This window comes from Rhodococcus pyridinivorans (genome assembly GCF_900105195.1).
GTDB classification, from domain to species: domain Bacteria; phylum Actinomycetota; class Actinomycetes; order Mycobacteriales; family Mycobacteriaceae; genus Rhodococcus; species Rhodococcus pyridinivorans.
Window position 1 is genome coordinate 4,851,971 of sequence record NZ_FNRX01000002.1, and the last position, 23,188, is coordinate 4,875,158.

At 67.2% G+C, this 23,188-nt stretch carries 24 protein-coding genes; 13 read left to right on the forward strand and 11 right to left on the reverse strand.

Annotation, left to right across the window (positions count from 1 at the left end; translation table 11 throughout):
• Window positions 1–41 precede the first annotated feature (41 nt).
• On the forward strand, window positions 42–917 hold the full coding sequence (locus BLV31_RS23060) for an aldo/keto reductase (protein WP_024102892.1): 876 nt from the start codon (window positions 42–44) through the stop codon (window positions 915–917).
• 70 nt (window positions 918–987) lie between these two features.
• Window positions 988–1,725 carry an acetoacetate decarboxylase family protein gene (locus tag BLV31_RS23065; RefSeq protein ID WP_039583854.1) on the forward strand — a complete coding sequence of 246 codons (738 nt, stop codon included), beginning with the start codon at window positions 988–990 and terminating at the stop codon, window positions 1,723–1,725.
• A gap of 13 nt (window positions 1,726–1,738) precedes the next feature.
• Here the strand turns inward: BLV31_RS23065 and BLV31_RS23070 are convergent, their stop codons facing one another.
• Window positions 1,739–2,362 (reverse strand): hypothetical protein, encoded by a 624-nt coding sequence (locus BLV31_RS23070; RefSeq protein WP_064061672.1) that lies wholly within the window; start codon window positions 2,360–2,362, stop codon window positions 1,739–1,741.
• 83 nt (window positions 2,363–2,445) lie between these two features.
• Here BLV31_RS23070 and BLV31_RS23075 point away from each other — a divergent pair, with 83 nt between their 5' ends.
• Window positions 2,446–3,051, forward strand: coding sequence for a TetR/AcrR family transcriptional regulator (locus tag BLV31_RS23075; protein WP_064061671.1), 606 nt, complete (start codon window positions 2,446–2,448; stop codon window positions 3,049–3,051).
• A gap of 6 nt (window positions 3,052–3,057) precedes the next feature.
• On the opposite strand, the gene BLV31_RS23080 is transcribed toward BLV31_RS23075, so the two are convergent.
• From BLV31_RS23080 to BLV31_RS23090, 3 genes are read right to left on the reverse strand one after another with little or no spacing between them, the layout of a single operon-like run.
• The gene (locus tag BLV31_RS23080; RefSeq protein ID WP_006550439.1) at window positions 3,058–3,753 is read right to left on the reverse strand and encodes a GntR family transcriptional regulator; all 696 of its coding nucleotides are present in this window, start codon (window positions 3,751–3,753) and stop codon (window positions 3,058–3,060) included.
• Window positions 3,740–4,480: a maleate cis-trans isomerase family protein gene (locus tag BLV31_RS23085; RefSeq protein ID WP_006550440.1), complete on the reverse strand. Its 741-nt coding sequence runs from the start codon at window positions 4,478–4,480 to the stop codon at window positions 3,740–3,742. The genes BLV31_RS23080 and BLV31_RS23085 overlap by 14 nt, the downstream gene beginning before the upstream one ends.
• The gene (locus BLV31_RS23090; RefSeq protein ID WP_064061670.1) at window positions 4,481–5,221 is read right to left on the reverse strand and encodes a maleate cis-trans isomerase family protein; all 741 of its coding nucleotides are present in this window, start codon (window positions 5,219–5,221) and stop codon (window positions 4,481–4,483) included.
• 140 nt (window positions 5,222–5,361) lie between these two features.
• On the opposite strand from BLV31_RS23090, the gene BLV31_RS23095 reads away from it, so the two are divergent.
• Together BLV31_RS23095 and BLV31_RS23100 are read left to right on the forward strand one after the other, a co-directional pair.
• Window positions 5,362–6,276 (forward strand): D-2-hydroxyacid dehydrogenase, encoded by a 915-nt coding sequence (locus BLV31_RS23095; RefSeq protein WP_050993520.1) that lies wholly within the window; start codon window positions 5,362–5,364, stop codon window positions 6,274–6,276.
• A 32-nt stretch (window positions 6,277–6,308) separates the two neighbouring features.
• Entirely contained in the window at window positions 6,309–7,679 is a 1,371-nt protein-coding gene (locus BLV31_RS23100) for an amidase (protein WP_033096908.1), read from the forward strand.
• A gap of 65 nt (window positions 7,680–7,744) precedes the next feature.
• Here BLV31_RS23100 and BLV31_RS23105 read toward each other — a convergent pair whose 3' ends face one another.
• Window positions 7,745–8,239 (reverse strand): DUF3830 family protein, encoded by a 495-nt coding sequence (locus tag BLV31_RS23105; protein ID WP_064061669.1) that lies wholly within the window; start codon window positions 8,237–8,239, stop codon window positions 7,745–7,747.
• Between the two features lie 22 nt (window positions 8,240–8,261).
• Window positions 8,262–9,503: an aspartate aminotransferase family protein gene (locus BLV31_RS23110; RefSeq protein ID WP_064061668.1), complete on the reverse strand. Its 1,242-nt coding sequence runs from the start codon at window positions 9,501–9,503 to the stop codon at window positions 8,262–8,264.
• 181 nt (window positions 9,504–9,684) lie between these two features.
• Between BLV31_RS23110 and BLV31_RS24830 the strand changes: the two genes are divergently transcribed.
• A complete protein-coding gene (locus BLV31_RS24830) occupies window positions 9,685–10,665 on the forward strand; it encodes a PRC-barrel domain-containing protein (RefSeq protein WP_139192990.1) in 981 nt (326 codons plus the stop codon).
• Between the two features lie 90 nt (window positions 10,666–10,755).
• Here BLV31_RS24830 and hsaB read toward each other — a convergent pair whose 3' ends face one another.
• The 4 genes from hsaB to hsaA are packed head-to-tail and all read right to left on the reverse strand — an operon-like array spanning window position 10,756 to window position 14,302.
• Complete coding sequence (gene hsaB / locus BLV31_RS23120) at window positions 10,756–11,343, reverse strand: 3-hydroxy-9,10-secoandrosta-1,3,5(10)-triene-9,17-dione monooxygenase reductase subunit (protein ID WP_016693305.1); 588 nt, start codon at window positions 11,341–11,343, stop codon at window positions 10,756–10,758.
• A complete protein-coding gene (gene hsaC / locus BLV31_RS23125; RefSeq protein WP_019290158.1) occupies window positions 11,343–12,242 on the reverse strand; it encodes an iron-dependent extradiol dioxygenase HsaC in 900 nt (299 codons plus the stop codon). Before hsaC ends, hsaB begins: the two co-directional genes overlap by 1 nt.
• A complete protein-coding gene (hsaD, locus tag BLV31_RS23130) occupies window positions 12,243–13,118 on the reverse strand; it encodes a 4,5:9,10-diseco-3-hydroxy-5,9,17-trioxoandrosta-1(10),2-diene-4-oate hydrolase (protein WP_064061707.1) in 876 nt (291 codons plus the stop codon).
• A gap of 8 nt (window positions 13,119–13,126) precedes the next feature.
• On the reverse strand, window positions 13,127–14,302 hold the full coding sequence (gene hsaA / locus BLV31_RS23135) for a 3-hydroxy-9,10-secoandrosta-1,3,5(10)-triene-9,17-dione monooxygenase oxygenase subunit (RefSeq protein WP_006550450.1): 1,176 nt from the start codon (window positions 14,300–14,302) through the stop codon (window positions 13,127–13,129).
• A gap of 191 nt (window positions 14,303–14,493) precedes the next feature.
• Here hsaA and BLV31_RS23140 point away from each other — a divergent pair, with 191 nt between their 5' ends.
• From BLV31_RS23140 to BLV31_RS23170, 7 genes are all read left to right on the forward strand, one after another.
• On the forward strand, window positions 14,494–15,642 hold the full coding sequence (locus BLV31_RS23140) for a 3-ketosteroid-9-alpha-monooxygenase, oxygenase component (protein ID WP_064061667.1): 1,149 nt from the start codon (window positions 14,494–14,496) through the stop codon (window positions 15,640–15,642).
• Between the two features lie 2 nt (window positions 15,643–15,644).
• Complete coding sequence (locus tag BLV31_RS23145; protein WP_064061666.1) at window positions 15,645–16,007, forward strand: hypothetical protein; 363 nt, start codon at window positions 15,645–15,647, stop codon at window positions 16,005–16,007.
• A 178-nt stretch (window positions 16,008–16,185) separates the two neighbouring features.
• Window positions 16,186–17,898, forward strand: a complete 1,713-nt coding sequence (gene kstD / locus BLV31_RS23150) for a 3-oxosteroid 1-dehydrogenase (protein ID WP_174556293.1) — start codon at window positions 16,186–16,188, stop codon at window positions 17,896–17,898.
• Window positions 17,899–17,938: 40 nt separating this feature from the next.
• Window positions 17,939–18,799 (forward strand): enoyl-CoA hydratase ChsH3, encoded by an 861-nt coding sequence (gene chsH3, locus BLV31_RS23155; RefSeq protein ID WP_064061664.1) that lies wholly within the window; start codon window positions 17,939–17,941, stop codon window positions 18,797–18,799.
• A gap of 34 nt (window positions 18,800–18,833) precedes the next feature.
• Window positions 18,834–20,579 (forward strand): cholesterol oxidase substrate-binding domain-containing protein, encoded by a 1,746-nt coding sequence (locus tag BLV31_RS23160; protein ID WP_064061663.1) that lies wholly within the window; start codon window positions 18,834–18,836, stop codon window positions 20,577–20,579.
• A 61-nt stretch (window positions 20,580–20,640) separates the two neighbouring features.
• Window positions 20,641–21,699: an alpha/beta hydrolase family protein gene (locus tag BLV31_RS23165; protein ID WP_248846300.1), complete on the forward strand. Its 1,059-nt coding sequence runs from the start codon at window positions 20,641–20,643 to the stop codon at window positions 21,697–21,699.
• 50 nt (window positions 21,700–21,749) lie between these two features.
• On the forward strand, window positions 21,750–22,364 hold the full coding sequence (locus BLV31_RS23170; RefSeq protein WP_006550457.1) for a flavodoxin family protein: 615 nt from the start codon (window positions 21,750–21,752) through the stop codon (window positions 22,362–22,364).
• Window positions 22,365–22,391: 27 nt separating this feature from the next.
• Here BLV31_RS23170 and BLV31_RS23175 read toward each other — a convergent pair whose 3' ends face one another.
• Complete coding sequence (locus BLV31_RS23175; RefSeq protein WP_170318477.1) at window positions 22,392–23,180, reverse strand: ABC transporter permease; 789 nt, start codon at window positions 23,178–23,180, stop codon at window positions 22,392–22,394.
• Window positions 23,181–23,188: the final 8 nt, after the last annotated feature.

Genomic DNA, 23,188 nt, shown 5'->3' on the forward strand with positions numbered 1-23,188 from the left:
ATCACTCGCGCCCGCCGCGGCGGCTCGCTAACGTCGGAGAGATGACACCTCCCACGATCACGCTGAATTCCGGAACGACGATCCCGCAGCTGGGCCTGGGAGTCTGGCAGGCCACCAACGACGAGACCGAACACGCGGTCCGATACGCGATCGACGAGGCCGGTTACCGGCACATCGACACGGCCGCGGCCTACGGCAACGAGGAAGGCGTCGGCCGCGCGCTCACCGCGTCGTCGGTGCCGCGCGAGGACATCTTCGTCACCACCAAGCTGTGGAACGCCGATCAGGGTTACGAGCCGGCACTGAAGGCATTCGACACGAGCCTGAAGAAGCTGGGCACCGAGTACGTCGACCTCTACCTGATCCACTGGCCGCTGCAGGACCGCGAACGGATCCTGCGCACCTGGGACGCCCTCGAGAAGATCGCCGAGTCCGGGCGCGCGAAGGCGGTCGGGGTGTGCAACTTCGAACCGCACCACCTGCAGTTGCTCGTCGATCGTGGCGGGTTGTTGCCTGCGGTGGATCAGGTGGAGTTGCATCCGCACCTGCCGCAGCAGGAGATCCGCCGGTTCGCGTCCGAGCACGGCATCGCCGTCGAGTCGTGGAGCCCGCTCGGTGGCACGAGCAACTCGGGGTGGGGTCCGAACTCGAAGCCGAACACCCTGCTCGTCGACCCGATCGTCACCCGCATCGCCGATCGTCACAGCAAGTCGGCCGCGCAGGTGCTGATCCGCTGGCATCTGCAGAACGGGCTGATCGTCATCCCGAAGTCGGTGCACGAGCAGCGCATCTCCCAGAACATCGACGTCTTCGACTTCGAACTCGACGAGCTCGACCTCAGCGAACTCGACACGCTCGACGACGGCACGCGGGTGGGCGCGCATCCCGACGAGATGAACATCGGCGCTCCTTCCTAGTCCCTTCCCCCGGAACTGGAGCGTGTTCTCATTGTCGGGGGTACGCACGTCCGACTTCCGGAAGGCAGCGATGAGCGAGACGACGACGCATGTGGTGCTGGGCAAGCCGGTCACCATGCCCGTGCAGGTCCGAACGGCCACGGCGTTCATGGGCATGTTCTCGGTTCCCGTGCGCCCCGCGCAGGAACTCGTCGCCCGCACCGGGCTCGAGATCCTGCAGTACCGCCCGGGCCACGGGATCTGCACGCTCGTCTTCGTGGACTACGTCGACGGGGACCTCGGTCCGTACAACGAGTTCGGGGTGTGCTTCCTCGTCCGCAACCATCACAACCGCGGCGACGGCATCGTCGGCGACTGGCGGAGCCTGGTCGGCGGGCAGGCCGGTGCGCTCATCCACCATCTGCCCGTCGACGGCGACTTCACTCTTGCGGCGGGACGCGGCATTTGGGGTTTCCCGAAGACCCTCGCCGACTTCGACACCGACCACGACAGCAGCACCAAGCGCGGTTCGGTCTCCGCCGACGGTGTGCTGATCGCCGAACTGGCGGTGGCGCCCGGATTTCCGGTGCCGGGCAACGGCCTTGCAGCCTCGCTCGCCGCCTACTCGCACATCGACGACGTCACCCGCTGCACGACCTGGGAGATGAATCCGAGCGGCGTGCGCACCCGGCTCGGCGGCGCGACCCTACGGTTGGGGACGCATCCGATCGCCGACGAACTGCGGTCGCTCGGTCTGCCCCGACGCGCACTGACCTCGTCGTCGATCGCCGATCTGCGGATGATCTTCGGCAACGCGACCGTCGTCTGAGACTCTCCTGGACTCAGGAGAGCGCGCCCGAGACGGCGAGGACGATCACCGCGACACCCAGCAGGGTGTCGAGCACACCGCAGAACTCCGCGAGCGAGCGGGCGACCACGGTGTTCCGGCGGAAATGAAGGTAGTCCCACGCGGCGTGACCGAGCAGTCCGAGCCCGACGATCACGCCCGCCGGGACGGGGGTGACCGTCACCGCGGCCACCGCGACGGCACCGAAACCCAGCATGGCCACGGTCGACGGCCCGACGAGCATCGCCCGGCCGGCCGGGGTGCGCGCGAGTCCGTAGACGGCGCCCGCGGCACCGATCGCAACCATCACCACGGTGATCTCGACCGGCACCCCGAACGCGACGACGGCGACCTTGCCGACGCCGATCAGCGCGACGGCGCCGAGGAACAGCGGCCAAGCCGCGCTGCGACGACCCAGTACGGCGGCACCGAGATAGACCAGTGCCGCGCCGGTGAGGATCGCCGGGAAGTCGGTGCCCCCGTCCGCGAGGACGAACGCGGCGAGGGCGACTGCGACGAGGCTCGGCCACCGGCGCAGCACCCCTCGTAGCAGCGCCTTCGGGTCGATGCCGGTCGCAGGTCGATCGACGGGGACGATGGTGATGTCGGAGCTCGTCATGAGGATCCGCCTAAGTTGAACAGTGATGTTCGAGTTGATGGTCAGCGTAACCTGAACATCAATGTTCGACAAGAGGAGGATCCGTGACCACCCACGAGGCATCCCGCCGTCCCGTATCGCTTCGCACCAGGAAACGTGCGGACGCCGAGCGGAACATCGAGGCGATCCTCGACGCCGCGCGCATCGCACTCAGTCGTGACCCCGACGCGAGCATCGGGGAGATCGCCAAGGCCGCCGGCGTCGGGCGTGTCACCCTCTACGGCCACTTCCCCACTCGCGCAGAACTCGTCACCGCCGTGGTGCAGCGCGCGCTCGCCGAGGCGGAACAGACCGTGGACCGGATCGACCTCACGGGCGACCCCCGCGACGCCCTTCACCGCCTCATCGCGGGCTCGTGGTCGCTGACCGCCGACGCGGGGGCACTGCTCGCGGCCGCCGAACAAGCACTTCCCGCCGAGGACGTACGCGCCGCACACGACGGCCTGCTCGCCCGCGCGACCGCCCTCATCGAGCGCGGTCGCGCCGAAGGGGCGTTCCGCACCGACCTGTCGTCGTCCTGGCTGGCGTCGGTCCTGCACAGCCTGGTCCATTGTGCCGCAACCGAAGTCGCGGCAGGACGGTTGGCGTCGGAGGACGCCGGCGGCAACATCGCCGCAACGGCCCTGTCGTCGTTCACCCCTCCCGGCTGAGCCGTATCAGCCGGACGCGATCACGCCGTCGACGTTCTGACGCTCGCGGAGCCGGGTGACCGTGTCGTGCAGGTGCTCGTCGAGCAGACGCCGCACCTCCTCCCGGTCGGCGGTGCGGATCGCCTCCCGCAGCACGACGTGCTCGTCCACCTGCACGTGCAGGTCGGGATAGGTGGTCTGCAACGCGCCGAGGCACATCCGCGTCTCGACGAGCAGCGTGCGGGCTGCCCGCACGAGCCGCGGACTGTCGGCACTGGCCACGAGGATCTCGTGGAAACGCCGGTCGCCGTCCGAGACACCGGTGGCGTCCTCGCGTTCGGCGGCGGTGCGCATCTCCTCGATCGCCGGTTCGAGGGCCTTCCACGTCTGTTCGCGACGGCCGTCCAGCACCAGGTCGAGGGCACCGCCCTCGATGACCCAGCGGCTGCGGTAGATGTCGACGACGTCGTCGAAGGTGAGCTCGGTGACGAAGATGCCCCGGTTGCGGATGCTGTAGAGCAGACCTTCGGACAGCAACCGCTGCATGGCTTCTCGCAGCGGGCCCCGGGAGACCTGGAAGTGCGCCGCGAGTTCGGCCTCCCCCAGCTGTTCCCCGGGACCGAGCGCACCCCGGACGATGGCCGACCGGATCTGTTCGGCGATGAGCTCGGCCGTGGACGGCCGGGTGACAGGACGTAGATCTTCCAGATCACCGAGCACCATGATCGGTATCCTCCTCGAACAGTGAGCCCAGCTCCGGGCATTCCACTGTATATCCGGCCAGTTCCAGGCCGTGCCACACGGTGACCTGGTTGGCGGTCAGCACCGGCTTGCCGGTCTCCTTCCCGAGTTCCCGCATGATCCGCAGCGTGTGCATCGCGGTGTCGGGCACGAGGACCGCCTGTGCGTCGGGATGATCGTTGGTCCTCACGAACTCGAGGACGGCCTCGTCGGTCAGGGTGCCGACCTCGGCGGCGGTGTCGATGCCGGCGTCGGCGAGCGAGACGACCTCGACATCGGCGTCCGCGAGGAAGGCGACGAACAGTTCGGCGACGTCCCGCGGATAACTCGCCGACACGGCCACCCGGCCGACTCCGAGCGCCCGTAGTGCGGCGACGAACGCGATGCTCGTGCTGGTCGTGGGCACGCCTCCCGCGTCCCGGGAGAGCTGCTCGACCTGGGTGCGTGCCCCCTCGGGTCCGTACACGAAGCTGCCCGACGTGCACGCCCACACGAGAGCGTCGAGGGGCTCGTCCGCGAACTGCGCCGCTCCCCCGGCGAGCTTGGCCGGGCTCCCGAGGTCGAGGAGTTCGGGAACGGCGTGCAGATCGGTTCCGTAGATGTGGGCGACGGGCAGATTCACCCCCAGGAGTTCGGCGGCGAACGGGTAGTCGTCCTCGGCGGCATGATCCGGGTAGACGATCCCGATGGTCGGACGGTCACGATGCATTCAGAACACTCCTCTCAACCACTTTCCCGGCCCGGTCATGGGCAACTTCATCCGTCCCAGGCACGCCCCGATTGTGAGCTGGTTGGCCGTGAGGACCGGCTTGCCGAGTTCCCGTTCGAGCGGCGCGATCAGGTCGTAGGTCGGCAGGTTGGTGCAACTGACGAAGATCGCCTGCGACTCGGGGGTATCGGCCCCGATGATGTGTTCGGCGATGGTGCGGTAGTTGACCTTCCAGATGCCGCCGCCGAGCCCGAGATGCGACGACCGGACGACATCGGTTCCGGCCTCGTTCAGGAAGTCGCGCAGTAGGTCGGTGAGCTCCCGGTCGTAGGGGGTGATCACCGAGATGCGGGTCAGGTCGAGTGCGCGGAGGGCTTCGAGCAGCGCTCCGGAGGTCGTGACCGCGCACGGTGCGCCCGCCTCACAGATCGCGTCGCACAGGGCCTTCTCGTAGGCCACCCCGTTGACGAAACTGCCCGAGGTACACAGATACGCAACGACTTCCGGTTCCACCGACAGCACGTCGCGGGTCGCGACCATCAGGTGCCGCCGGTCGGAGACCATCTCGGCCATGGCACGGCTGACCGGCACCGGCTCGTAGGGGGTTCGAGCGAGGTGCAGACTGACCTCGAGCGGCGCCCATCGCCACAGTTCTCGTTCCAGGGCGAGATCGAAGGGTGCGATCACACCGATGCCCCGCTGAGCCAGAGGACCTTCGAACTCGGGAATGTTCAGTTCCATACGGTCCCTCGGCTTCGTCAAGAGTTCCCTCAGCCTTGAGGATTGTTGACAATAATACGAGGCGCTCTTACGGTGTCAACGTGGATGCCCAGCCGGTCGTTGCAGTGCTTCATGCCGAAGCCGTGCCGGATCGTGCGTGGATGGCCCCGGTGGCCGAACACGCCACGGTGCGCTACACCGACGCCGCCGGTCTGGCCGACGCACTCGACGGCGCCGACATCCTCTTCGCGTACGACTTCCTCACCGACGCCCTGCCCGCGGCCTGGCACGCCGCGACCTCCTTGAAGTGGATCCATGTCGCCGCGGCCGGGGTCGACGCCCTCATGTTCCCCGACCTGCGCGACAGCGACGTGGTCGTCACCAATTCCCGCGGAGTCTTCGACGGGGCGATCGCCGAATACGTGCTCGCCCAGATACTTTCCTTCGCCAAGGACATCCCCGAATCCCTGCGGCTCCAGCGCGAGCACATCTGGAAGCACCGCGAGTCCGAACGCATCGCCGGTCGCTCCGTGCTCGTCGTCGGCACCGGTCCGATCGGCCGCGCGATCGCACGCCTGCTCTCGGCCGTGGGGATGACGGTCCGAGGCTCGGGCCGGCGCCCTCGCGACGACGACCCCGATTTCGGCACCGTCACCACGACCGCGGATCTTCCCGGCGCCCTCGCCGACGCCGATTTCGTCGTCGTGGCCGCGCCTCTCACCGAGCAGACCCGGCACCTGTTCGACGCCCGGATGTTCGCCGCGATGAAGTCGCAAGCCCGCTTCGTCAACGTCGGGCGGGGCGAACTCGTGCGCACCGACGACCTCGTCGAGGCACTGCGGTCGGGCGCCATCGCCGGTGCCGCACTGGATGTGCTCGACGTCGAGCCGCTTCCCGAGGACCATCTGCTCTGGGACATGCCGAACGTCTCGATCACCCCGCACAATTCGGGGGATTTCGTGGGTTGGCGCGATGCGCTGGTGGACGTCTTCATCGACAATTTCCACCGTCACCGCAGTGGCGAACCTCTTCGGAACGTGGTGGACAAGAAGCTGGGTTACGTGCCCGGCGCGTGAGAGTCGGCATCGTCCGACGAGTAGGAGGCACGATGGAGCCCACAGACATGACCGCCGTCGAACTCGTGTCGGCGTTCTCCTCGGGCGAGTTGTCTCCCGTCGAGGTGACACGGGCCGTGCTCGATCGGATCGCGGCGCACGATCGCGAGATCAACTCGTTCTGCCTCGTCGACGAGGAGAAGGCCCTCGACCAAGCACGCCGCTCCGAGGAGCGGTGGCGGACCGGCTATTCGAAGGGTCTGCTCGACGGGGTCCCCATCTCGATCAAGGACGTCTTCCTCACCGACGGATGGCCGACCCTGCGGGGCTCGCAGGCCATCGACGAGAACCAGGACTGGAACGTCGACAGCCCGGTCGCGGCCCGGCTGCGCGAGGACGGAATGGTGCTGGTGGGCAAGACCACCACCCCGGAGATCGCGTGGAAGGCGGTGACCGATTCCGCCCTGTACGGGGTGACCACGAATCCCGTCGATACGACGAAGACCGCCGGTGGCTCGTCCGGTGGCAGCGCGGCGGCGGTCGCGGCCGGCTTCGGTCCGTGCTCCGTCGGCACCGACGGTGGGGGCAGTATCCGCATCCCCGCATCGTTCTGCGGCGTGGTGGGTTTCAAGCCCACTCACGGCCGGATCCCGATCTTCCCCGCCAGCCCGTTCGGGCCGCTCGCGCACGCCGGGCCGATCACCCGGACGGTCGAGGACGCGGCGCTGCTCACCGACATCCTCGCGCTGCCCGATCCCCGGGACCCGACGGCCCTTGCGCCGCCGCTGACGACCTTCCGCGGTGGCCTCAACCGCGAGGTGGTGGGGATGGACGTCGCCTATTCCAAGACCCTCGGCTACGTCGACGTTGACCCCGAGGTCGGTGAGATCGTCGACCGGGCGGTCCGCGTCCTCGACGAAACCGGGCTGCGCGTGACCGCCGCCGATCCCGGTTTCCCCGATCCGCTCGATGCCTTCGAGAACCTTTGGGCGGCAGGCGCAGCGACGATGCTGAAGACCTTCCCCGAGGGCACGCGCGACAAGGTGGATCCCGGTCTCGGACGCGTGTGGTCCCACGGCGAACAACTCGGTGCCGTGGACTATCTCGAGGCCCGTGCGGTCGCGGCGGCGGTCGGCATCACGATGGGGATCTTCCACCAGAAGTACAACGTGCTGATCACCCCGACGATGCCGATCCCTGCCTTCGAGGCCGGCCACGACGTGCCTCCGGATTCGTCGCTGACCTCGTGGCCGCAGTGGACCCCGTTCACCTATCCCTTCAATCTCACGCAGCAGCCGGCCATCAGCATCCCTGTGGGCACCACCTCGGCGGGTCTGCCCGTGGGTCTGCAGATCGTCGGGCCGCGGCACTCGGACGACCTGCTGCTCGCCGTCGCGCGATTCGCCGAGTACGCGTTGAGCTGAAGAAGAGGTCTGCACGGGAACGGCACCGCACAGACTGTGCGGTGCCGTTCCCGTGCGGTGCCCGTCTATGCGCGTGCGAAGCTCAGCGTCTCCCCCACGACCCCCTGGATCCACAGGTCGTTGCACGCGACGGCGAGTTCGGGCAGGCCATCCTCGATCGTCGCGAAGACGTTGCCCGGCACCCAGCCCACATCGCCGTTGAGCAACAGATTGTTCCGGCCGTAGAACAACGCGAGATCGGTCGCTCCCTGCTGCGCATGGGCCTGCGAGCCGGGTTCGTAACCGTATGCGGGATTACCGATCTCCCACGGTTCGAAATCGAACAGGCACACATCCCCCGGGATCGGTGCCACCGTCGGGTTCTCCCGGTGCGGTGCCGCGGTGATCCTCGGGACGAGGGTGTAGAGCTCGTTGCGGGCGTACTTGGCGTGGAACGCCGAACCGCTCTGCGGCAGGGCGTCCCACACCGCCGCGCAGGTGAGCGGCGCCTCGTCGTCGAGAAGCCTTGCTCTGCACGTGATGTCGCGATTGTCGAGAGTGATCGTGATGTATCGGGCCACGCGGACTCCCTCGTTCGACGGATTATCGGACCTCGGCGAGGACCTCGGACCAGATCCCGAGCGCATCCTCGATCTGCCGGATGGTGACGATCAGCGGCGGGATCATGCGCACCACGTTCATGTGCGCACCGCAGGTCAACAGCAGCAACCCCTTCTGCGCGGCGAGCTGCTGCGCTGCGGACGCCCGCTCCCGGTCGGGTGCTCCGTCGGTAGTGAACTCGAGGCCCACCATGAGGCCGAGGCCGCGCACGTCGCCGATGGCGTCGATCGTGTTCTCCCGTGCACCGGAGAGCAGTTCACGTCCACGTGCGGCGGCGTTGTCGACGAGCCCCTCCTTTTCGATCACGTCGAGAGTGGCCACGGCCGCCGCGCAGGAGACCGCATTAGCTCCGTACGTGCCGCCCTGCGATCCCGGACGGGCGCGCTCCATGAGTTCCTCGGAGGCGGCGATACCCGACAGCGGGAAACCGCTCGCGAGGCCCTTGGCGATGGTGATGATGTCGGGTCGCACGTCGAAGTGCTGATGCCCGAAGAACTTTCCGGTCCGCCCGAATCCGGTCTGGATCTCGTCGAAGACGAGCAGGATGCCGTGTTCGTCGGCCCGCTGCCGCAGTCCCTGGAAAAACCTGGTGTTGCCGGGGACGTAACCGCCCTCGCCCAGGACCGGTTCGACGACGAAGGCCGCGATCTCGTCCGGCGCCACGAGGGTCGCGAACAGGTAGTCCAGTTCCTGCAAGGCGAAATCGGTCGCTTCCTCCTCCGACCAGCCGTAGCGATAGGCCGTGGGGAAGGGAGCGACGTGTACACCGCCCATGAGCGGCGAGAACCCTGCGGAGAAACGGGTTCCGGAGGTGGTCATCGTGGCGGCGGCGACGGTACGGCCGTGGAAACCGCCGTGGAAGACGACGATTCCGGGTCGCCCTGTCGCCTGGCGGGCCAGACGCAGCGCCGCCTCGACTGCCTCGCTGCCCGAATTGGCGAAGAACAGCGAGTCGAGTCCTTCGGGGAGCACCGTGCCCAGGCGTTCGGTGAGTTCGAGCAGGGGCCGGTGCATCACGGTCGTGTACTGCCCGTGGATCAGCGAGCCGATCTGCCGGCGGGCGGCCTCGACGACGTGCGGGTGACAGTGGCCGGTACTCGTGACGCCGATGCCGGCGGTGAAGTCGAGATACCGACGTCCGTCGGTGCCGTGGATGTAGCACCCCTCGGCGTGGTCGACGGTGACGGGCGTTGCCTGCAGCAGGCGGGGTGAAAGACGGGTCATGACGATCCCTCCGAACAGCCGAGGGCGCGAACCCTCGTGCCGGTTGTCGGATTGTTGACAATATGGATAACACGCGGGGATGGTCGACGCAACGGCGAGCGGTGTAACGGCAGCGTTTCGTCACTCGCACCGCAGGGCATCCGCACAGCAGGAAGCCGCATCGCCCACGGATGAGGACATCATGATCAGCAACGACGACATCGACACCCTCGCTCGCGCCACCGCGTACGGGCCGGACGGTGACAAGCTCGGACGCGTCGGAGAGGTCTACCTGGACAACGACACGGGCCGACCCGCCTGGATCACCGTCGTCACGGGTCTGTTCGGAACGCGCCGGCACTTCGCCCCGATCGACGAAGCCGTGCTCGACAGCACCGGAGTGCGCCTGCCCTTCGACAAGGACACGATCACCGGCGCCCCGAACATCGACGAGAACGGTGAGCTGACCCCGCTCGAGGAGGACGAGCTGTACCGCTACTACCGCCGGTTCGGGGACACCCCTGCAGGGGGTGGATCCACCGGCGATCAGGGCGGATTCACGGACGATCGGGCCGGGTTCACCGACGACCGCAGCGGCCTCGGCGAGCGGAGCGCAGCCGGTGGTGGCCTCGTCGGTGGCGCGGCCGGCGGACCGGGAGGCACCGGGACGCCGCACACCGGCGAGACGTACGGCACCACCACATCGGCGGGAACCGGGCCCTCACCGACACCGCCCGACGTCGCGCGTGAGGAGATCGCCGGCAACTACCGGCCGAGCGAGGGCCAGCGGGACGAATCGCTCGAGCACTCGATGCCGGGGCATACCGCGTCGACGCCGTCCACACCGTCCGGGACCGCGGACTCGTCCACACCGTCCGGGACCGCGGACTCGTCCACACCGTCCGGGACCGCGGACTCGGCGGCGGACACCGCCCGCCACGCAGCTCCCGGCAGCGACAGCGGCAGCGGCAGCGGTCAGGAGATCGTCGGTCCGGGACCGACGGGGCCGGCGCACTTCACGCCGCCGCCGTCGGCCGACACGAGCACGGCCGATGCGAAGACGGACACGGCAGGCGGCGAGGACGCCGACCGGCCGCGCAAGCCGCGCCTGGTGCGCCGCGTCGTGACCACGGAGTACTACGAGGAGGAACCGGACGACGCGACCGGCGCCGACCGTTCCTGATCCACACACGAAGCCGGGACGACCACAATCGATGTGGTCGTCCCGGCTTCGTCGTGCGGTACCACGTGTCGCGCGGTACGGTCCTGCGATCTACAACCAGGTGTCCTCCGTGACAGAGGTGAGGAACGCTTCGAGGTCGTCGCGCCAGGGCGCCGGCGTCGTCTTCTCCGGTTCGATCCCGGTGTACTGCCCGCGGTAGAAGAGCAGCGGGCGTTCCTTCTCGTCGCGCACCTCGCTCAGCGACGACACGCGACCGAAGACCACCCAGTGGTCTCCCCCGTCGTGCACCGTCTCGACCGTGCAATCGATGTGCGCAAGCGAGCCCGTAAGGACGGGTGAGCCCAACGGGGAGGGCGTCCAGTCGAGTCCGGCGAACTTGTCGGGTTCGCGAGAACCGAACCGCGCGCAGGTCTCCTGCTGTTCCTCGGCAAGGACGTTGACGCAGAAGCGGCCCGCTCGTTCGATGGCCGCCCACGACCGCGACTGCTTCGTGGGGCAGAACAATACGAGCGGCGGGTCGAGCGACAACGCTGCGAACGACTGGCACGCGAATCCTACAGGCGTTCCGTCGTCCTCGGTGGTGGTGATGACGGTGACGCCGGTGCAGAACTGCCCGAGCACGGTGCGGAAGGCCCGTGGGTCGATCGCACCGTTCTCTCCGGCCTCCGGCGCGGTCATTACTGCATTCCCACCGAGAAGTCGTGGCCCCACAGGCTCACGGCCGTGGATTCACGGGCGATCCAGTCGTCGTCCTCGACCTGCAGCCCCTCGCAACCGAATTCGACGTCGAATCCGCCGGGGGTCTTCATGTAGAAGGACAGCATCTTGTCGTTGACGTGGCGACCGAGCGTCGCCGACATCTTGACCTTCTTCCGCAGTGCGCGGTCGAGGGCGAGACCGACGTCGTCGGAGTTCTCCACCTCGATCATCAGGTGCACGATACCCGACGGGGTGGGCATGGGCAGGAAGGCGAGGCTGTGATGGCGCGGATTGCATCCGAAGAACCTCAGCCAGGCCGGTTTTCCGTCGGCGGGCCGGCCGACCATCTGCGGAGGCATCCGCATCGAATCACGCAGGCGGAAACCGAGCACGTCGCGGTAGAAGCGCAGCGATTCCTCGTCGTCGCGGGTCGAGAGCACCACGTGCCCGAGACCCTGCTCGCCGGTGACGAACTTGTGCCCGTACGGGCTGACGACGCGGCGGTGTTCGAGGGCGGCACCGTGGAACGCCTCGAGGGTGTTGCCCGACGGATCCTGGAAGACGATCAGTTCGTCGACGCGACGATCGGCGAGTTGCTCGGCGGTGCCCTCCTTGAACGGGACGCCTGCCGCGGACAGACTGTCGCGCACCGACTGGAGATCGGCGGCGTTCGCGGTCTCCCAGCCCGAGACGAGCAGCGTGTCGGATTCGTGCGGCTCGATGACGAGCCGGGCCGGGAAGTCGTCCATCCGCAGGTACAGCGCGTCGGCGTGGGTGCCCTTGCCCTCGATCATGCCGAGGACCTTGAGTCCGTACTCGCGCCAGGCCGGGACGTCGGTGGCGCCGATCCGGAGATATGCCAGCGACCGGATACTCATCTATTCGACTCCATCCGTGAGGAAATCCGCTGTCAGGCGGTTGAATTCGTCGAACTTCTCGAGCTGGGCCCAGTGGCCGCATCCACCGAACACGTGCAACTGTGCACGCGGGATCATCTTCAGTGCGACGAGTGCACCGTCGAGCGGGTTGACGCGGTCCTCGCGACCCCAGATCAGCAGTACCCGCTGACGGAGTTTGTAGGCGTCGCGCCAGAGCATCCCCTTCTCGAATTCGGCGCTGGAGAACGACTTCCCCATCGCCTTCGCCGCAGCGAGCGACTCGGGGGTGCTCGCCGACGCGAACCGCTCCTCGACGAGCTCGGGGGTGATCAGCGACTGGTCGAACACCATGATCCGCAGGAACGCCTCGAGATTTTCGCGGGTGGGCTCGTACGAGAACCGGCCGAGATTCTTGACCCCCTCGGTGGGGTCGGGTGCGAACAGGTTGACGCTCAGCCCACCCGGCCCCATGAGGACGAGTCGCCCTGCGCGCTCGGGGTAGTCGAGCGCGAACCGCACGGCGGCACCACCACCGAGCGAGTTGCCGAGGAGGTGGACGCGGTCGGTGATCCCGATCGTGTCGAGCAGGTCGCTCAGCGCGGACGCGCTGTGCACGAAGTACTGCGGATGCTCGGTCGGCTTGTCGGACCTGCCGTAGCCGGGCTGGTCGACGGCGAGCACGTGGAACCGTTGTGCCAGCACCGGAATGTTCCTGGCGAAGTTCGACCACGACGACGCGCCCGGGCCACCGCCGTGGAGCAGGACGATCGTGGTGTCGTTGCCGACACCGGCCTCGTGGTAGTGCAGGCGCAGGTCGTCGCGGACCTGCGCGAAACGGGAGGTCGACTCGTAGGTGATCTCGTCGATTGCGGTCACATCCACCCCTAGACCATCGTGTCGGTGATCGGCAGACCGAACTCGGCGGCACCGAACATCACGTAGGCGCGCTCGGCGTCATTGGCGGCGTGCACACGACCGGCGTGCGCGTCGCGCCAGAAACGCTGGATGGGTGTGCCGTCCGCGAGTGCGGTGGCACCCGAGTTCTCGAAGAGACGGTCGATCGACGTGATTGCACGGCCGGTCGCGCGGACCTGGTCGCGACGCGCCCGCAGCCGCAGTTCCATCGGAACCTCCTCGCCGGCGAGGAGGTGGGCGTACTCGTCGGCGACGTTGCCCGACAGCTGGCGCCAGGCCGCGTCGATGTCGCTGGAGGCCTCGGCGATGCGCACCTTGGCGAACGGATCGTCCTTGGCTTTCTCGCCGGCGTACGCCGCACGGACACGCTTGCCCTGGTGTTCGACGTGCGCCTCGTACGCGCCGTAGGCCATGCCGACGATGGGCGTCGAGATGGTCGTGGGATGGATGGTGCCCCACGGCATCTTGTAGACGGGTGCGGTGTTGCGCTCGAGCCCGGGCGAGGCGAGGTCGTTCATGGCCTTGAAGCTGAGGAAGCGGTGGCGCGGGACGAAGACGTCCTTGACCTTGATCGTGTTGGATCCGGTGCCGCGCAGGCCGACCACGTGCCACACGTCGTCGATCTCGTACTCGGAACGAGGGATCAGGAAGCTGCCGAAGTCGACGGGGCGGCCGTCCTTGATGACCGGGCCACCGACGACGACCCAGCTCGCGTGGTCGCATCCGGACGACCAGGCCCACGCACCGTTGACCTTGTATCCGCCGTCGACGACCTCACCGGCACCCATGGGCGCGTAGGACGAGGAGATGCGGACGTCGGTGTCGTCGCCCCAGACCTCTTCCTGGGCCTGCTGGTCGAAGAGTGCGAGGTGCCAGTTGTGGACGCCGATGATGCCGGAGACCCATCCGGTCGAGCCGCACGCGCTCGCGATGTTGCGCACCGCGGTGAAGAAGGTGACGGGATCGGCCTCGTATCCACCCCACTGGGCCGGTTGCAGAAGTTTGAAGAAGCCGGCCTCCTGGAGCTCCTTGATCGAGTCGTCGGGCACCCGGCGCAGATTCTCGGCCTCCTGCGCACGTTCTCGCAGCGTGGGCAGCAGAGCGTCGATCCGCTGCAGTACCTCGTGGCTGTCGTGGTCACCCACTGGACGCTCCCGTCTGTTCAGGAATTGATCGCTTGTACCGAGACTAGAACATGTTCTTATTCGTGTCGAGACGCGCCGCACCCGCAGGTAGACAATCTCTGTGGCGGGACCAAAGTCCCCGAACCCTTCCCCTCGGGACGCGAATTCTATAACGTGTTCTAGAAGAGATTTCCGGAGGGAAGTGAGCGGACATGGCACAGATTCGCGAGATCGACGTCGGAGAGGTCCGGACGCGTTTCGCGCGAGGCTGGCACTGCCTCGGCCTCAGTCGCACGTTCAAGGACGGCAAGCCTCACGCCGTCGAGGCCTTCGGCACGAAACTCGTGGTGTGGGCCGACAGCAACGGCGACGCGAAGGTGCTCGACGCGTACTGCCGCCACATGGGCGGCGACCTGTCACAGGGCGAGATCAAGGGCGATTCGGTTGCGTGCCCGTTCCACGACTGGCGCTGGGGCGGCAACGGCAAGTGCACGGACATCCCGTACGCCAAGCGTGTTCCCCCGCTGGCCCGCACCCGTTCGTGGATCACGATGGAGAAGCACGGCCAGCTGTTCGTGTGGAACGACCCCGAGGGCAACACCCCGCCTCCGGAGGTCACCATCCCCGAGATCGAGCAGTACGGCTCGGACGAGTGGACGGACTGGACCTGGAACCAGATCCGGATCGAAGGTTCCAACTGTCGCGAGATCATCGACAACGTCGTCGACATGGCGCACTTCTTCTACATCCACTACGCCTTCCCCACGTTCTTCAAGAACGTCTTCGAGGGGCACATCGCGGAGCAGTACCTCAACACCCGCGGCCGGCCGGACAAGGGTATGGCGACGCAGTACGGGCTGGAGTCGACGCTCGAGTCGTACGCGGCCTATTACGGCCCCTCCTACATGATCAATCCGCTGAAGAACAACTACGGTGGGTACCAGACCGAATCCGTGCTGATCAACTGCCACTACCCGATCACGCACGATTCGTTCATGCTGCAGTACGGCATCATCGTCAAGAAGCCGCAGGGCATGTCACCCGAGCAGTCCGACGTGCTGGCCGCCAAGCTCACCGAGGGTGTCGGCGAGGGCTTCCTGCAGGACGTCGAGATCTGGAAGAACAAGACAAAGATCGACAATCCTCTGCTGTGCGATGAGGACGGTCCGGTCTACCAGCTCCGCCGCTGGTACGAGCAGTTCTACGTCGACGTCGCCGACGTGACGGAGAAGATGACGGGCCGCTTCGAGTTCGAGGTCGACACCGCCAAGGCCAACGAGGCCTGGGAGAAGGAGGTCGCCGAGAATCTCGAGCGTAGGAAGCGCGAGGAAGAACAGGGCAAGCAGGAAGCGGAGGTGTGACGATGAGTGCCTCGACCCGGCGGAGCAGATGGGCGAAGTCCCCGGACTTCTCCCAGTGGCCCGAGCGGGCCGAGGCCGTCGCCGCCCAGACCGCGATCGACAAGATCAACTATCTGGATTCGGGTCAGCACGAGGTGCAGTGCCGCGAGTGCGGCACCTGCGTGCTGGTGCGCAAGAACAGCCTGTCGCACACGAGCGTGCAGTGGCAGGAGGATCCGGACACCGTGTGCCCGACCTTCCGCGAGACCGCCTCGCTCCGAGGCTTGTCCATCACACCGCGCGAAGGGTGTCCGCGGCTCCGGGAGAGCATCGACCGGGCCGTGCTCGACGGCACCCTTCCCGTACCGGACGGATCACCCACCTGACCGATTCCGACCCCGATCGACCCCGCGACGGCACCGTCCCTATCGGACGGTGCCGTCGCTCGTCGTCGGCCGGCGATATCGCGTTCCAGTGTCGGCGTCACCGCGTCTTCGCTTCACGTCCAGGACTCTTCGCATTCGGGGATGGACTCGGCACCGCCATTTCTATAACGTGTTCTACATGACGAAGCAGGAGTACGACATCGTTGTCGTCGGCAGCGGTGCCGGCGGAATGACCGCCGCCATCACCGCAGCCCGCAAGGGCGCCGACGTGGTCCTGATCGAGAAGGCGTCGCGCTACGGCGGGTCGAGCGCCCGATCGGGCGGCGGTGTGTGGATTCCCAACAACGAGGCACTGAAGTCCGCCGGGGTGGACGACACCCCCGAAGAAGCCCGGAAGTACCTCCACAGCATCATCGGCGACGGCGTACCTGCCGAGAAGATCGACACCTACATCGATCGCGGACCGGAGATGCTCTCCTTCGTCCTGAAGAACAGCGCCCTCGAACTGCAATGGGTACCGGGCTATTCCGACTACTACCCCGAGGCGCCGGGCGGACGTCCCAGTGGCCGTTCGGTTGAACCGGCGCCCTTCGACGGCCGCCGTCTCGGCGAGGATCTCGCTCTCCTCGAACCCGACTACGCCCGAGCTCCCAAGAACTTCGTCATCACCCAGGCCGACTACAAGTGGCTGAACCTGCTCATGCGGAATCCGCGCGGACCGGTTCGCGCCATGCGGGTCGGCGCTCGGTTCGTCTGGGCGAACATCACCAAGAAGCACCTGCTCGTCCGAGGCCAGGCGCTCATGGCCGGGCTGCGGATCGGTCTGCGCGACGCCGGTGTGCCCCTGCTACTGGAGACGGCGCTCACCGACCTCGTCGTCGAGGACGGGGTCGTGCGCGGCGTCGAGGTGGTCGCGAACGGCGAGAAGTGCGTCATCCGTGCCCGCAAGGGCGTGATCCTCGCAAGCGGCGGTTTCGAGCACAACGCCGAGATGCGGGCGCAGTACCAGCGTCAGCCGATCGGCACCGAGTGGACCGTGGGCGCGAAGGCGAACACCGGAGACGGCATCCGCGCCGGACAGAAGCTGGGCGCCGCAGTCGATTTCATGGACGATGCCTGGTGGGGACCGTCCTTCACTCTCACCGGCGGCCCGTGGTTCGCACTGTCGGAACGCAGCCTCCCCGGGTGCCTCATGGTCAACGCCGCAGGCAAGCGTTTCGTCAACGAGTCGGCGCCCTACGTCGAAGCGACGCATGCGATGTACGGCGGCAAGCACGGCCGCGGCGAGGGACCGGGCGAGAACATCCCCAGCTGGCTGATCCTCGATCAGCGCTACCGCGACCGCTACACCTTCGCCGGCATCACCCCCCGCACTCCCTTCCCCCGCCGGTGGCTCGAGGCCGGGGTGCTCGTCAAGGCCGGTTCCGTCGCCGAACTCGCCGAGAAGATCGGGGTACCGGCCGACGCCCTCACCGAGACGGTGCAGCGGTTCAACGGCTTCGCCCGGGCCGGCAAGGACGAGGACTTCGGCCGCGGCGAATCCCACTACGACCACTACTACGGGGATCCGCGCAACAAGCCGAATCCGAGCCTCGGCGTGGTCGACAAGGCCCCGTTCTACGCGTTCAAGGTGGTCCCCGGCGATCTCGGCACCAAGGGCGGGCTCGTCACCGATGTCCATGGCCGGGTGGTGCGCGAGGACGGCAGCGTGATCGACGGCCTGTACGCGACCGGTAACGCCAGCTCCCCGGTCATGGGTCACACCTACGCCGGGCCCGGCGCCACCATCGGACCGGCGATGACCTTCGGCTATCTCGCGGCCCTGGACATCCTGGACCGCACGCGTGACGAACGTGCCGAAGAGCTGCGAGAATCCGCCGACACCGTGTGACCCGATCGACTCGCGTTCGAGCCGTAGAAAGGAAGTACCCGTGCCCATCGATCCCTCGGTTGCCGTCGGAGCCGAACTGCCCGCTCAGGAGTTCGAGTGGAGCAGCACCGATGTCCAGCTCTACAACCTCGGCATCGGTGCCGGGTCCCATCCCACCGACGCGGGTGAACTGCGTTACCTCCGGGACAGGGGTCCCCAGGTACTCCCCACCTTCGCGACCGTCGCCGCGACCTTCCACCAGGTCGAGCCGCCGAAGGTCTCGTTCCCCGGGATCGAGATCGATCTCGCCAAGGTCGTCCACGGCAGCCAGGAGGTGACCGTGCACGCGCCCATCCCCGCTTCGGGCAAGGGCCGCACGGTCACCCGCATCGCCGAGGTGTGGGACAAGGGCAAGGCCGCGGTCGTCGTGCAGGAATCGGTGACCGAGGATCTCGACGGCAATCCCCTGTGGACCGCGCGGTCGTCGATCTTCGCCCGCGGTGAGGGTGGTTTCGGCGGCGAGCGCGGCCCGTCGGAGTCGGTGGAGTATCCCGATCGTGAACCGGACGCCGAGTTCGACGTGCCGACCCTTCCACAGCAGGCGCTGCTCTACCGCCTGTGCGGCGACCGCAATCCCCTCCACTCCGATCCCGAGTTCGCATCCGCGGCGGGCTTCCCGGCACCGATTCTGCACGGGCTGTGCACCTACGGCATCGTGTGCAAGGCGGTGACCGACGGTCTGCTCGACGCCGACGCATCGCGCGTGAAGGGATTCCGCGCCCGGTTCGCCGGTGTGGTCTTCCCCGGCGAGACCCTCCGGGTGCGCGTGTGGAACGACGGCGACCGCAAACTCGTGACCGTCTCCGTCATCGAACGCGATCTCGACCCTGCCCTGGCCGACGTGGTACTCACCGTGGCGTGATCGCCACGCCCTCCCGAAAGAGCGACATTCGAACATGACACTTCGTGATTCGTCGCCGCGCCTGTCGCGGCGCGGTTTCCTCGCGGCCGGCGCCGGTGCGTTGGCGGTCTCCGCCCTCGGTGGATGGACCCCGGTACATGCCGTCCCCTCCGGGTCCGCGGCCTCGACGCTCCCCACTCCCCCGGTGTTCCCCGACGGCATCGATCTCTACCAGCAGGCGTACCAGAACTGGTCCAAGGAGATCATGCTGGACGCCATCTGGACCTGCGCGCCTCGCACCCCCGACGACGTGGTGCGCCTGGTGAACTGGGCGCACGAGAACGGATACACCATCCGTCCGCGCGGGGCCATGCACGGCTGGACACCGCTGACGATCGTCAACGGCGCACCCGTCGACCGGGTGATCCTCGCCGACACCATGCTCCATCTCGACTGGGTCCAGGTGAACCCCGGAGGCTCCCCCGCGACCGTCACGGCAGGTCCCGGCGCGACGCTCGACGTCATCACCACTGCATTGCAGGACCACGGTCTCGGACTCGCGAATCTTCCTGCGCCCGGGGTGTTGTCGATCGCCGGGGCGCTCGCCGTCAACGCGCACGGCGCCGCCCTGCCCGCCAACGGTGAATCCACCCTCCCCGGTCACACCTTCGGGTCGCTGAGCAATCTCGTGACCGAACTGACCGCCGTCGTGTGGGACGGCAGCGCCTACGCACTGCGTACCTTCACCCGCGCCGATCCCGAGATCACCCCGCTGCTCACGCATCTCGGCCGGACGTTCATCACGTCCGTCACGTTGCAGGCCGGACCGAACTATCGCATGCGCTGCCAGTCCTTCACCGACATCACCTGGCAGGAACTGTTCTCCCCCGCCGGTTCGCCGGGTCGGACCTTCGAGTCGTTCGTCGATTCGGCGGGGCGGGCCGAGGCGATCTGGTATCCGTTCACGGAACGTCCGTGGATGAAGGTGTGGTCGCTCGCACCGGAGAAGCCGGCCACCTCGCGGGAGGTCACCGGGCCGTACAACTACCCGTTCTCCGACAACGTGCCCGAACCGATCACCGACCTGCTGGGGCACATCACGGCCGGGAACACTTCGATCGCACCGGCTTTCGGTCAGACCTATTACGGCGTGACCGTGGCCGGTCTCGCAGCGACGGGATCGTCCGACATCTGGGGCTGGTCGAAGGATCTGCAGTTCTACATCAAGGCGACCACCCTGCGACTGACCGAGGGTGGCGGTGCGGTGCTCACGAACCGCACCAACATCGCCAACGTGATCCACGACTTCGCGCACTGGTTCTCCGAGCGCATCGAGCACTACCGCAGCCTGGGACAGTTCCCTCTCAACGGTCCGGTCGAAATCCGGTGCTGCGGACTGGATCGGCCGGAGGACGTCCTCGTCCCGTCGGCGGGACCGCCGACGATCGCGTCGACCCGCCCGCGTCCCGACCACCCGGAATGGGACACCGCCATCTGGCTCAACGTTCTCGGTGTCCCGGGAACTCCCGGCATGTTCGCCTTCTACCGGGAGATGGAGCAGTGGATGCGGCAGCGGTACAACGGAAGCGACTCGACCTTCCGGCCGGAATGGTCGAAGGGCTGGGCGTTCGGTCCCGACCTGCCGTACACCGACGAGCAGATCCTGACGCAGGGCCTGCCCGACACCTACCGGGAAGGTGTTCCCTCGGACGAGAACTGGGATTCGGCTCGCGCGGTCTACAACCGTCTCGATCCGCATCGGGTCTTCAGCAACACCTTCATCGACACCCTGCTCCCCTGATCTCCCACGGGCGTCCTCGCTCACCACGGGCACAGCGCAGTCCTTTGCTAGGGTTCGCACCATGCGGAACGTGCGAAGGTGGATCGGTGCTGCTGCTGTGCCCGTGCTGGTTCTCGCGGGAGGTGTGACACTCGCGGGAACCGCGGTGGCCCTTCCCGACACGGGTTCGGTCGCCGTGTCGAACGGCACCGACGCCCCGGTGACCTTCGAGGCCGACGGCACCACCTTCCACGGCAGCCTCCGCAACCCGGACGGAGCCGCGGTGGCCGCCGCACTGCTGCTCCCGGGCAGCGGCACCACCGATCGCAACGGCAACCAGCCCGGCTGGGCGGCCGACACCCTGGTGCGCACCGCGGACGCACTCGCCGCCCACGGCATCGCGAGCCTGCGCTTCGACAAGATCGGGGCCGGTGAGACGGGCCTCGGGTCCTACACGGTCGAGACCATCGGCGAGTACGGCTTCACCGAGCAGGTCGACCACGCCGGAGCCGCGGTGCGTCTGCTCGCTGAACACACCGGAATCTCCCCCGAGGAGATCCTCGTCCTCGGACACAGCGAGGGTGCACTGACCGCGCTCGCACTCGCCGATCGCGGTATCGGAAGCGGCTTCGCACTTCTCGCTCCGCTGCCGATGCGCTACCTGGACCTGCTGACCGCCCAGCTGAATGCCGTGGTGGATTCCGGACAGCTCGGCCCCGACGGCGAGGCGGTCCGGGCCGACCTGCCGCGTGCCGTCGAGTCGCTGCGGACGACCGGGGCCTTCCCCACCGATCTGCACCCGATCCTCGCGCAGTTCGGCATGAACCCCGCGAACGCGAAGTTCCTCTTCGAGTCCGACCAGCTCGACCCGGTTGAGCTCGCCGCGGAGCTGGCGGCCGACACCCCGGTGCTGCTCACCTGTTCCGACAAGGACCTGAACATCAACTGCGCGCAGGTCGAGCCGCTGCGAAACGCCCTCGCCCACACCGACCTGCAGTTCGAGCACTTCACCACCGCCAACCACAGTCTCGAGGAACTCGGCCCGCTGCAGCCCGGCCCGGCCGACCAGGTGGCGCTGCTGCCCACCTCGTTCGAGTTCTCGGCGGCGATCGACAGTTGGGCGGCCGCACGCGGTCGCTGACTGTCGTGTTGTAGGTGATTGTCGTGGTGTAACTCGGGTATCCCGGGCACATGACAGCACTGCACGCCGTGGCCCTGAACTGCACGCTCAAGCCGTCCCCCGCCGAGTCCAGCACCGACAAGATGGTGGCGCACGTGTTCGACGCACTGTCGAAGCACGACGTCAGCGTCGAAACCGTCCGGGTCGTCGACTTCGACGTCAAGCCCGGTGTCGAAGCCGACATGGGCGATGGGGATCAATGGCCGGAGATCGTCGAGCGCATCGTCTCGGCCGACATCCTGCTCGTCGCCACACCGACCTGGGTGGGACACATGTCGAGCGTCGCCCAGCGCGTCCTCGAGCGGCTCGATGCCGAACTGTCGAACACCGACGACGAGAACCGTCCACGCATGGTGGGCAAGGTCGGGATCGCCGCAGTCGTCGGCAACGAGGACGGCGCGCACAAGATCGTCGCCGACCTGTTCCAGAGCCTCAACGACATCGGTTTCTCGATCCCTGCGCAGAGCTCGACCTACTGGAACGGCGAGGCGATGTCAGGCACCGACTTCAAGGATCTCGACGAGATCCCCGAAGCGGTGCGCTCGACCACCGAATCCGTCGCCCGCAACGCCGTACACCTGGCGACGCTGTTGCGTCAGCGCCAGTACGCGCCCTACCCGGGATGAACCCACCCGCCGGCCGAACGCCGACGGTCAGCGACTGACGGCCTTCTGGTACCTGCGGATCGCGAATGGCACGAACACGATCAGCATCAACGCTGTCCACATCAGCGACGCGAGGACCGGATTCTGCAGGGGCCACACGTCGGGGGGCGGCACCATGGGATTGGTGTTGCCGAACAGTTCGCGGACCGCCTGCGTGACGGCCGAGATGGGATTCCATTCGGCGATGACGCGCAGCACCGTCGGCATCGACGACGGGTCGACGAACGTGTTGGCGATGAACGACAGCGGGAAGATCACCATGAAGCTCGCGTTGTTGAAGACCTCGGGTGTGCGGATCCACATGCCGATCACGGCCATCACCCACGACAGGGCGTAGGCGAACAACAACAGCAACAGGTAGCCGGCGAGCGCCTCACCGACCGAGGTGTTGATCCGCCACCCCACGAGAAGACCGGTCAACGACATCACCACGAGGCTGAGCACATTGATCAGCACGTCGGTGCTGGTGCGTCCGATGAGCACCGCGGACGGGGCCATCGGCAGCGACCGGAACCGGTCGATGATGCCCTTCTGCAGGTCTTCGACCATCCCGAGGCCCGTCCAGGTGGATCCGAAGATGACCGTCTGGGTGAAGATGCCTGCGATGAGGAACTCCCGGTACGAGACGCCGGGAACGTCGATCGCGCTGCCGAAGACGTATGCGAAGAGCAGCACGAACATGATCGGCGACAGCGTCGTGAAGACCAGCAGATCCGGCACACGCTTGATCTTGATCATGTTGCGCTTGGCAATGGTCAGGCCGTCGGATGCGACCATCTCGAGTG

Coding starts and splice junctions, on each gene's coding strand:
- BLV31_RS23060 (WP_024102892.1), top strand. CDS start 42: ATGACACCTCCCACGATCACGCTGAATTCCGGAACGACGATCCCGCAG.
- BLV31_RS23065 (WP_039583854.1), top strand. CDS start 988: ATGAGCGAGACGACGACGCATGTGGTGCTGGGCAAGCCGGTCACCATG.
- BLV31_RS23070 (WP_064061672.1), bottom strand. CDS start 2,362: ATGACGAGCTCCGACATCACCATCGTCCCCGTCGATCGACCTGCGACC.
- BLV31_RS23080 (WP_006550439.1), bottom strand. CDS start 3,753: ATGGTGCTCGGTGATCTGGAAGATCTACGTCCTGTCACCCGGCCGTCC.
- BLV31_RS23085 (WP_006550440.1), bottom strand. CDS start 4,480: ATGCATCGTGACCGTCCGACCATCGGGATCGTCTACCCGGATCATGCC.
- BLV31_RS23090 (WP_064061670.1), bottom strand. CDS start 5,221: ATGGAACTGAACATTCCCGAGTTCGAAGGTCCTCTGGCTCAGCGGGGC.
- BLV31_RS23095 (WP_050993520.1), top strand. CDS start 5,362: ATGGCCCCGGTGGCCGAACACGCCACGGTGCGCTACACCGACGCCGCC.
- BLV31_RS23100 (WP_033096908.1), top strand. CDS start 6,309: ATGGAGCCCACAGACATGACCGCCGTCGAACTCGTGTCGGCGTTCTCC.
- BLV31_RS23110 (WP_064061668.1), bottom strand. CDS start 9,503: ATGACCCGTCTTTCACCCCGCCTGCTGCAGGCAACGCCCGTCACCGTC.
- BLV31_RS24830 (WP_139192990.1), top strand. CDS start 9,685: ATGATCAGCAACGACGACATCGACACCCTCGCTCGCGCCACCGCGTAC.
- hsaB (WP_016693305.1), bottom strand. CDS start 11,343: ATGACCGCGCCGGAGGCCGGAGAGAACGGTGCGATCGACCCACGGGCC.
- hsaC (WP_019290158.1), bottom strand. CDS start 12,242: ATGAGTATCCGGTCGCTGGCATATCTCCGGATCGGCGCCACCGACGTC.
- BLV31_RS23140 (WP_064061667.1), top strand. CDS start 14,494: ATGGCACAGATTCGCGAGATCGACGTCGGAGAGGTCCGGACGCGTTTC.
- BLV31_RS23145 (WP_064061666.1), top strand. CDS start 15,645: ATGAGTGCCTCGACCCGGCGGAGCAGATGGGCGAAGTCCCCGGACTTC.
- kstD (WP_174556293.1), top strand. CDS start 16,186: ATGACGAAGCAGGAGTACGACATCGTTGTCGTCGGCAGCGGTGCCGGC.
- BLV31_RS23160 (WP_064061663.1), top strand. CDS start 18,834: ATGACACTTCGTGATTCGTCGCCGCGCCTGTCGCGGCGCGGTTTCCTC.
- BLV31_RS23165 (WP_248846300.1), top strand. CDS start 20,641: ATGCGGAACGTGCGAAGGTGGATCGGTGCTGCTGCTGTGCCCGTGCTG.
- BLV31_RS23170 (WP_006550457.1), top strand. CDS start 21,750: ATGACAGCACTGCACGCCGTGGCCCTGAACTGCACGCTCAAGCCGTCC.
- BLV31_RS23175 (WP_170318477.1), bottom strand. CDS start 23,180: ATGGTCGCATCCGACGGCCTGACCATTGCCAAGCGCAACATGATCAAG.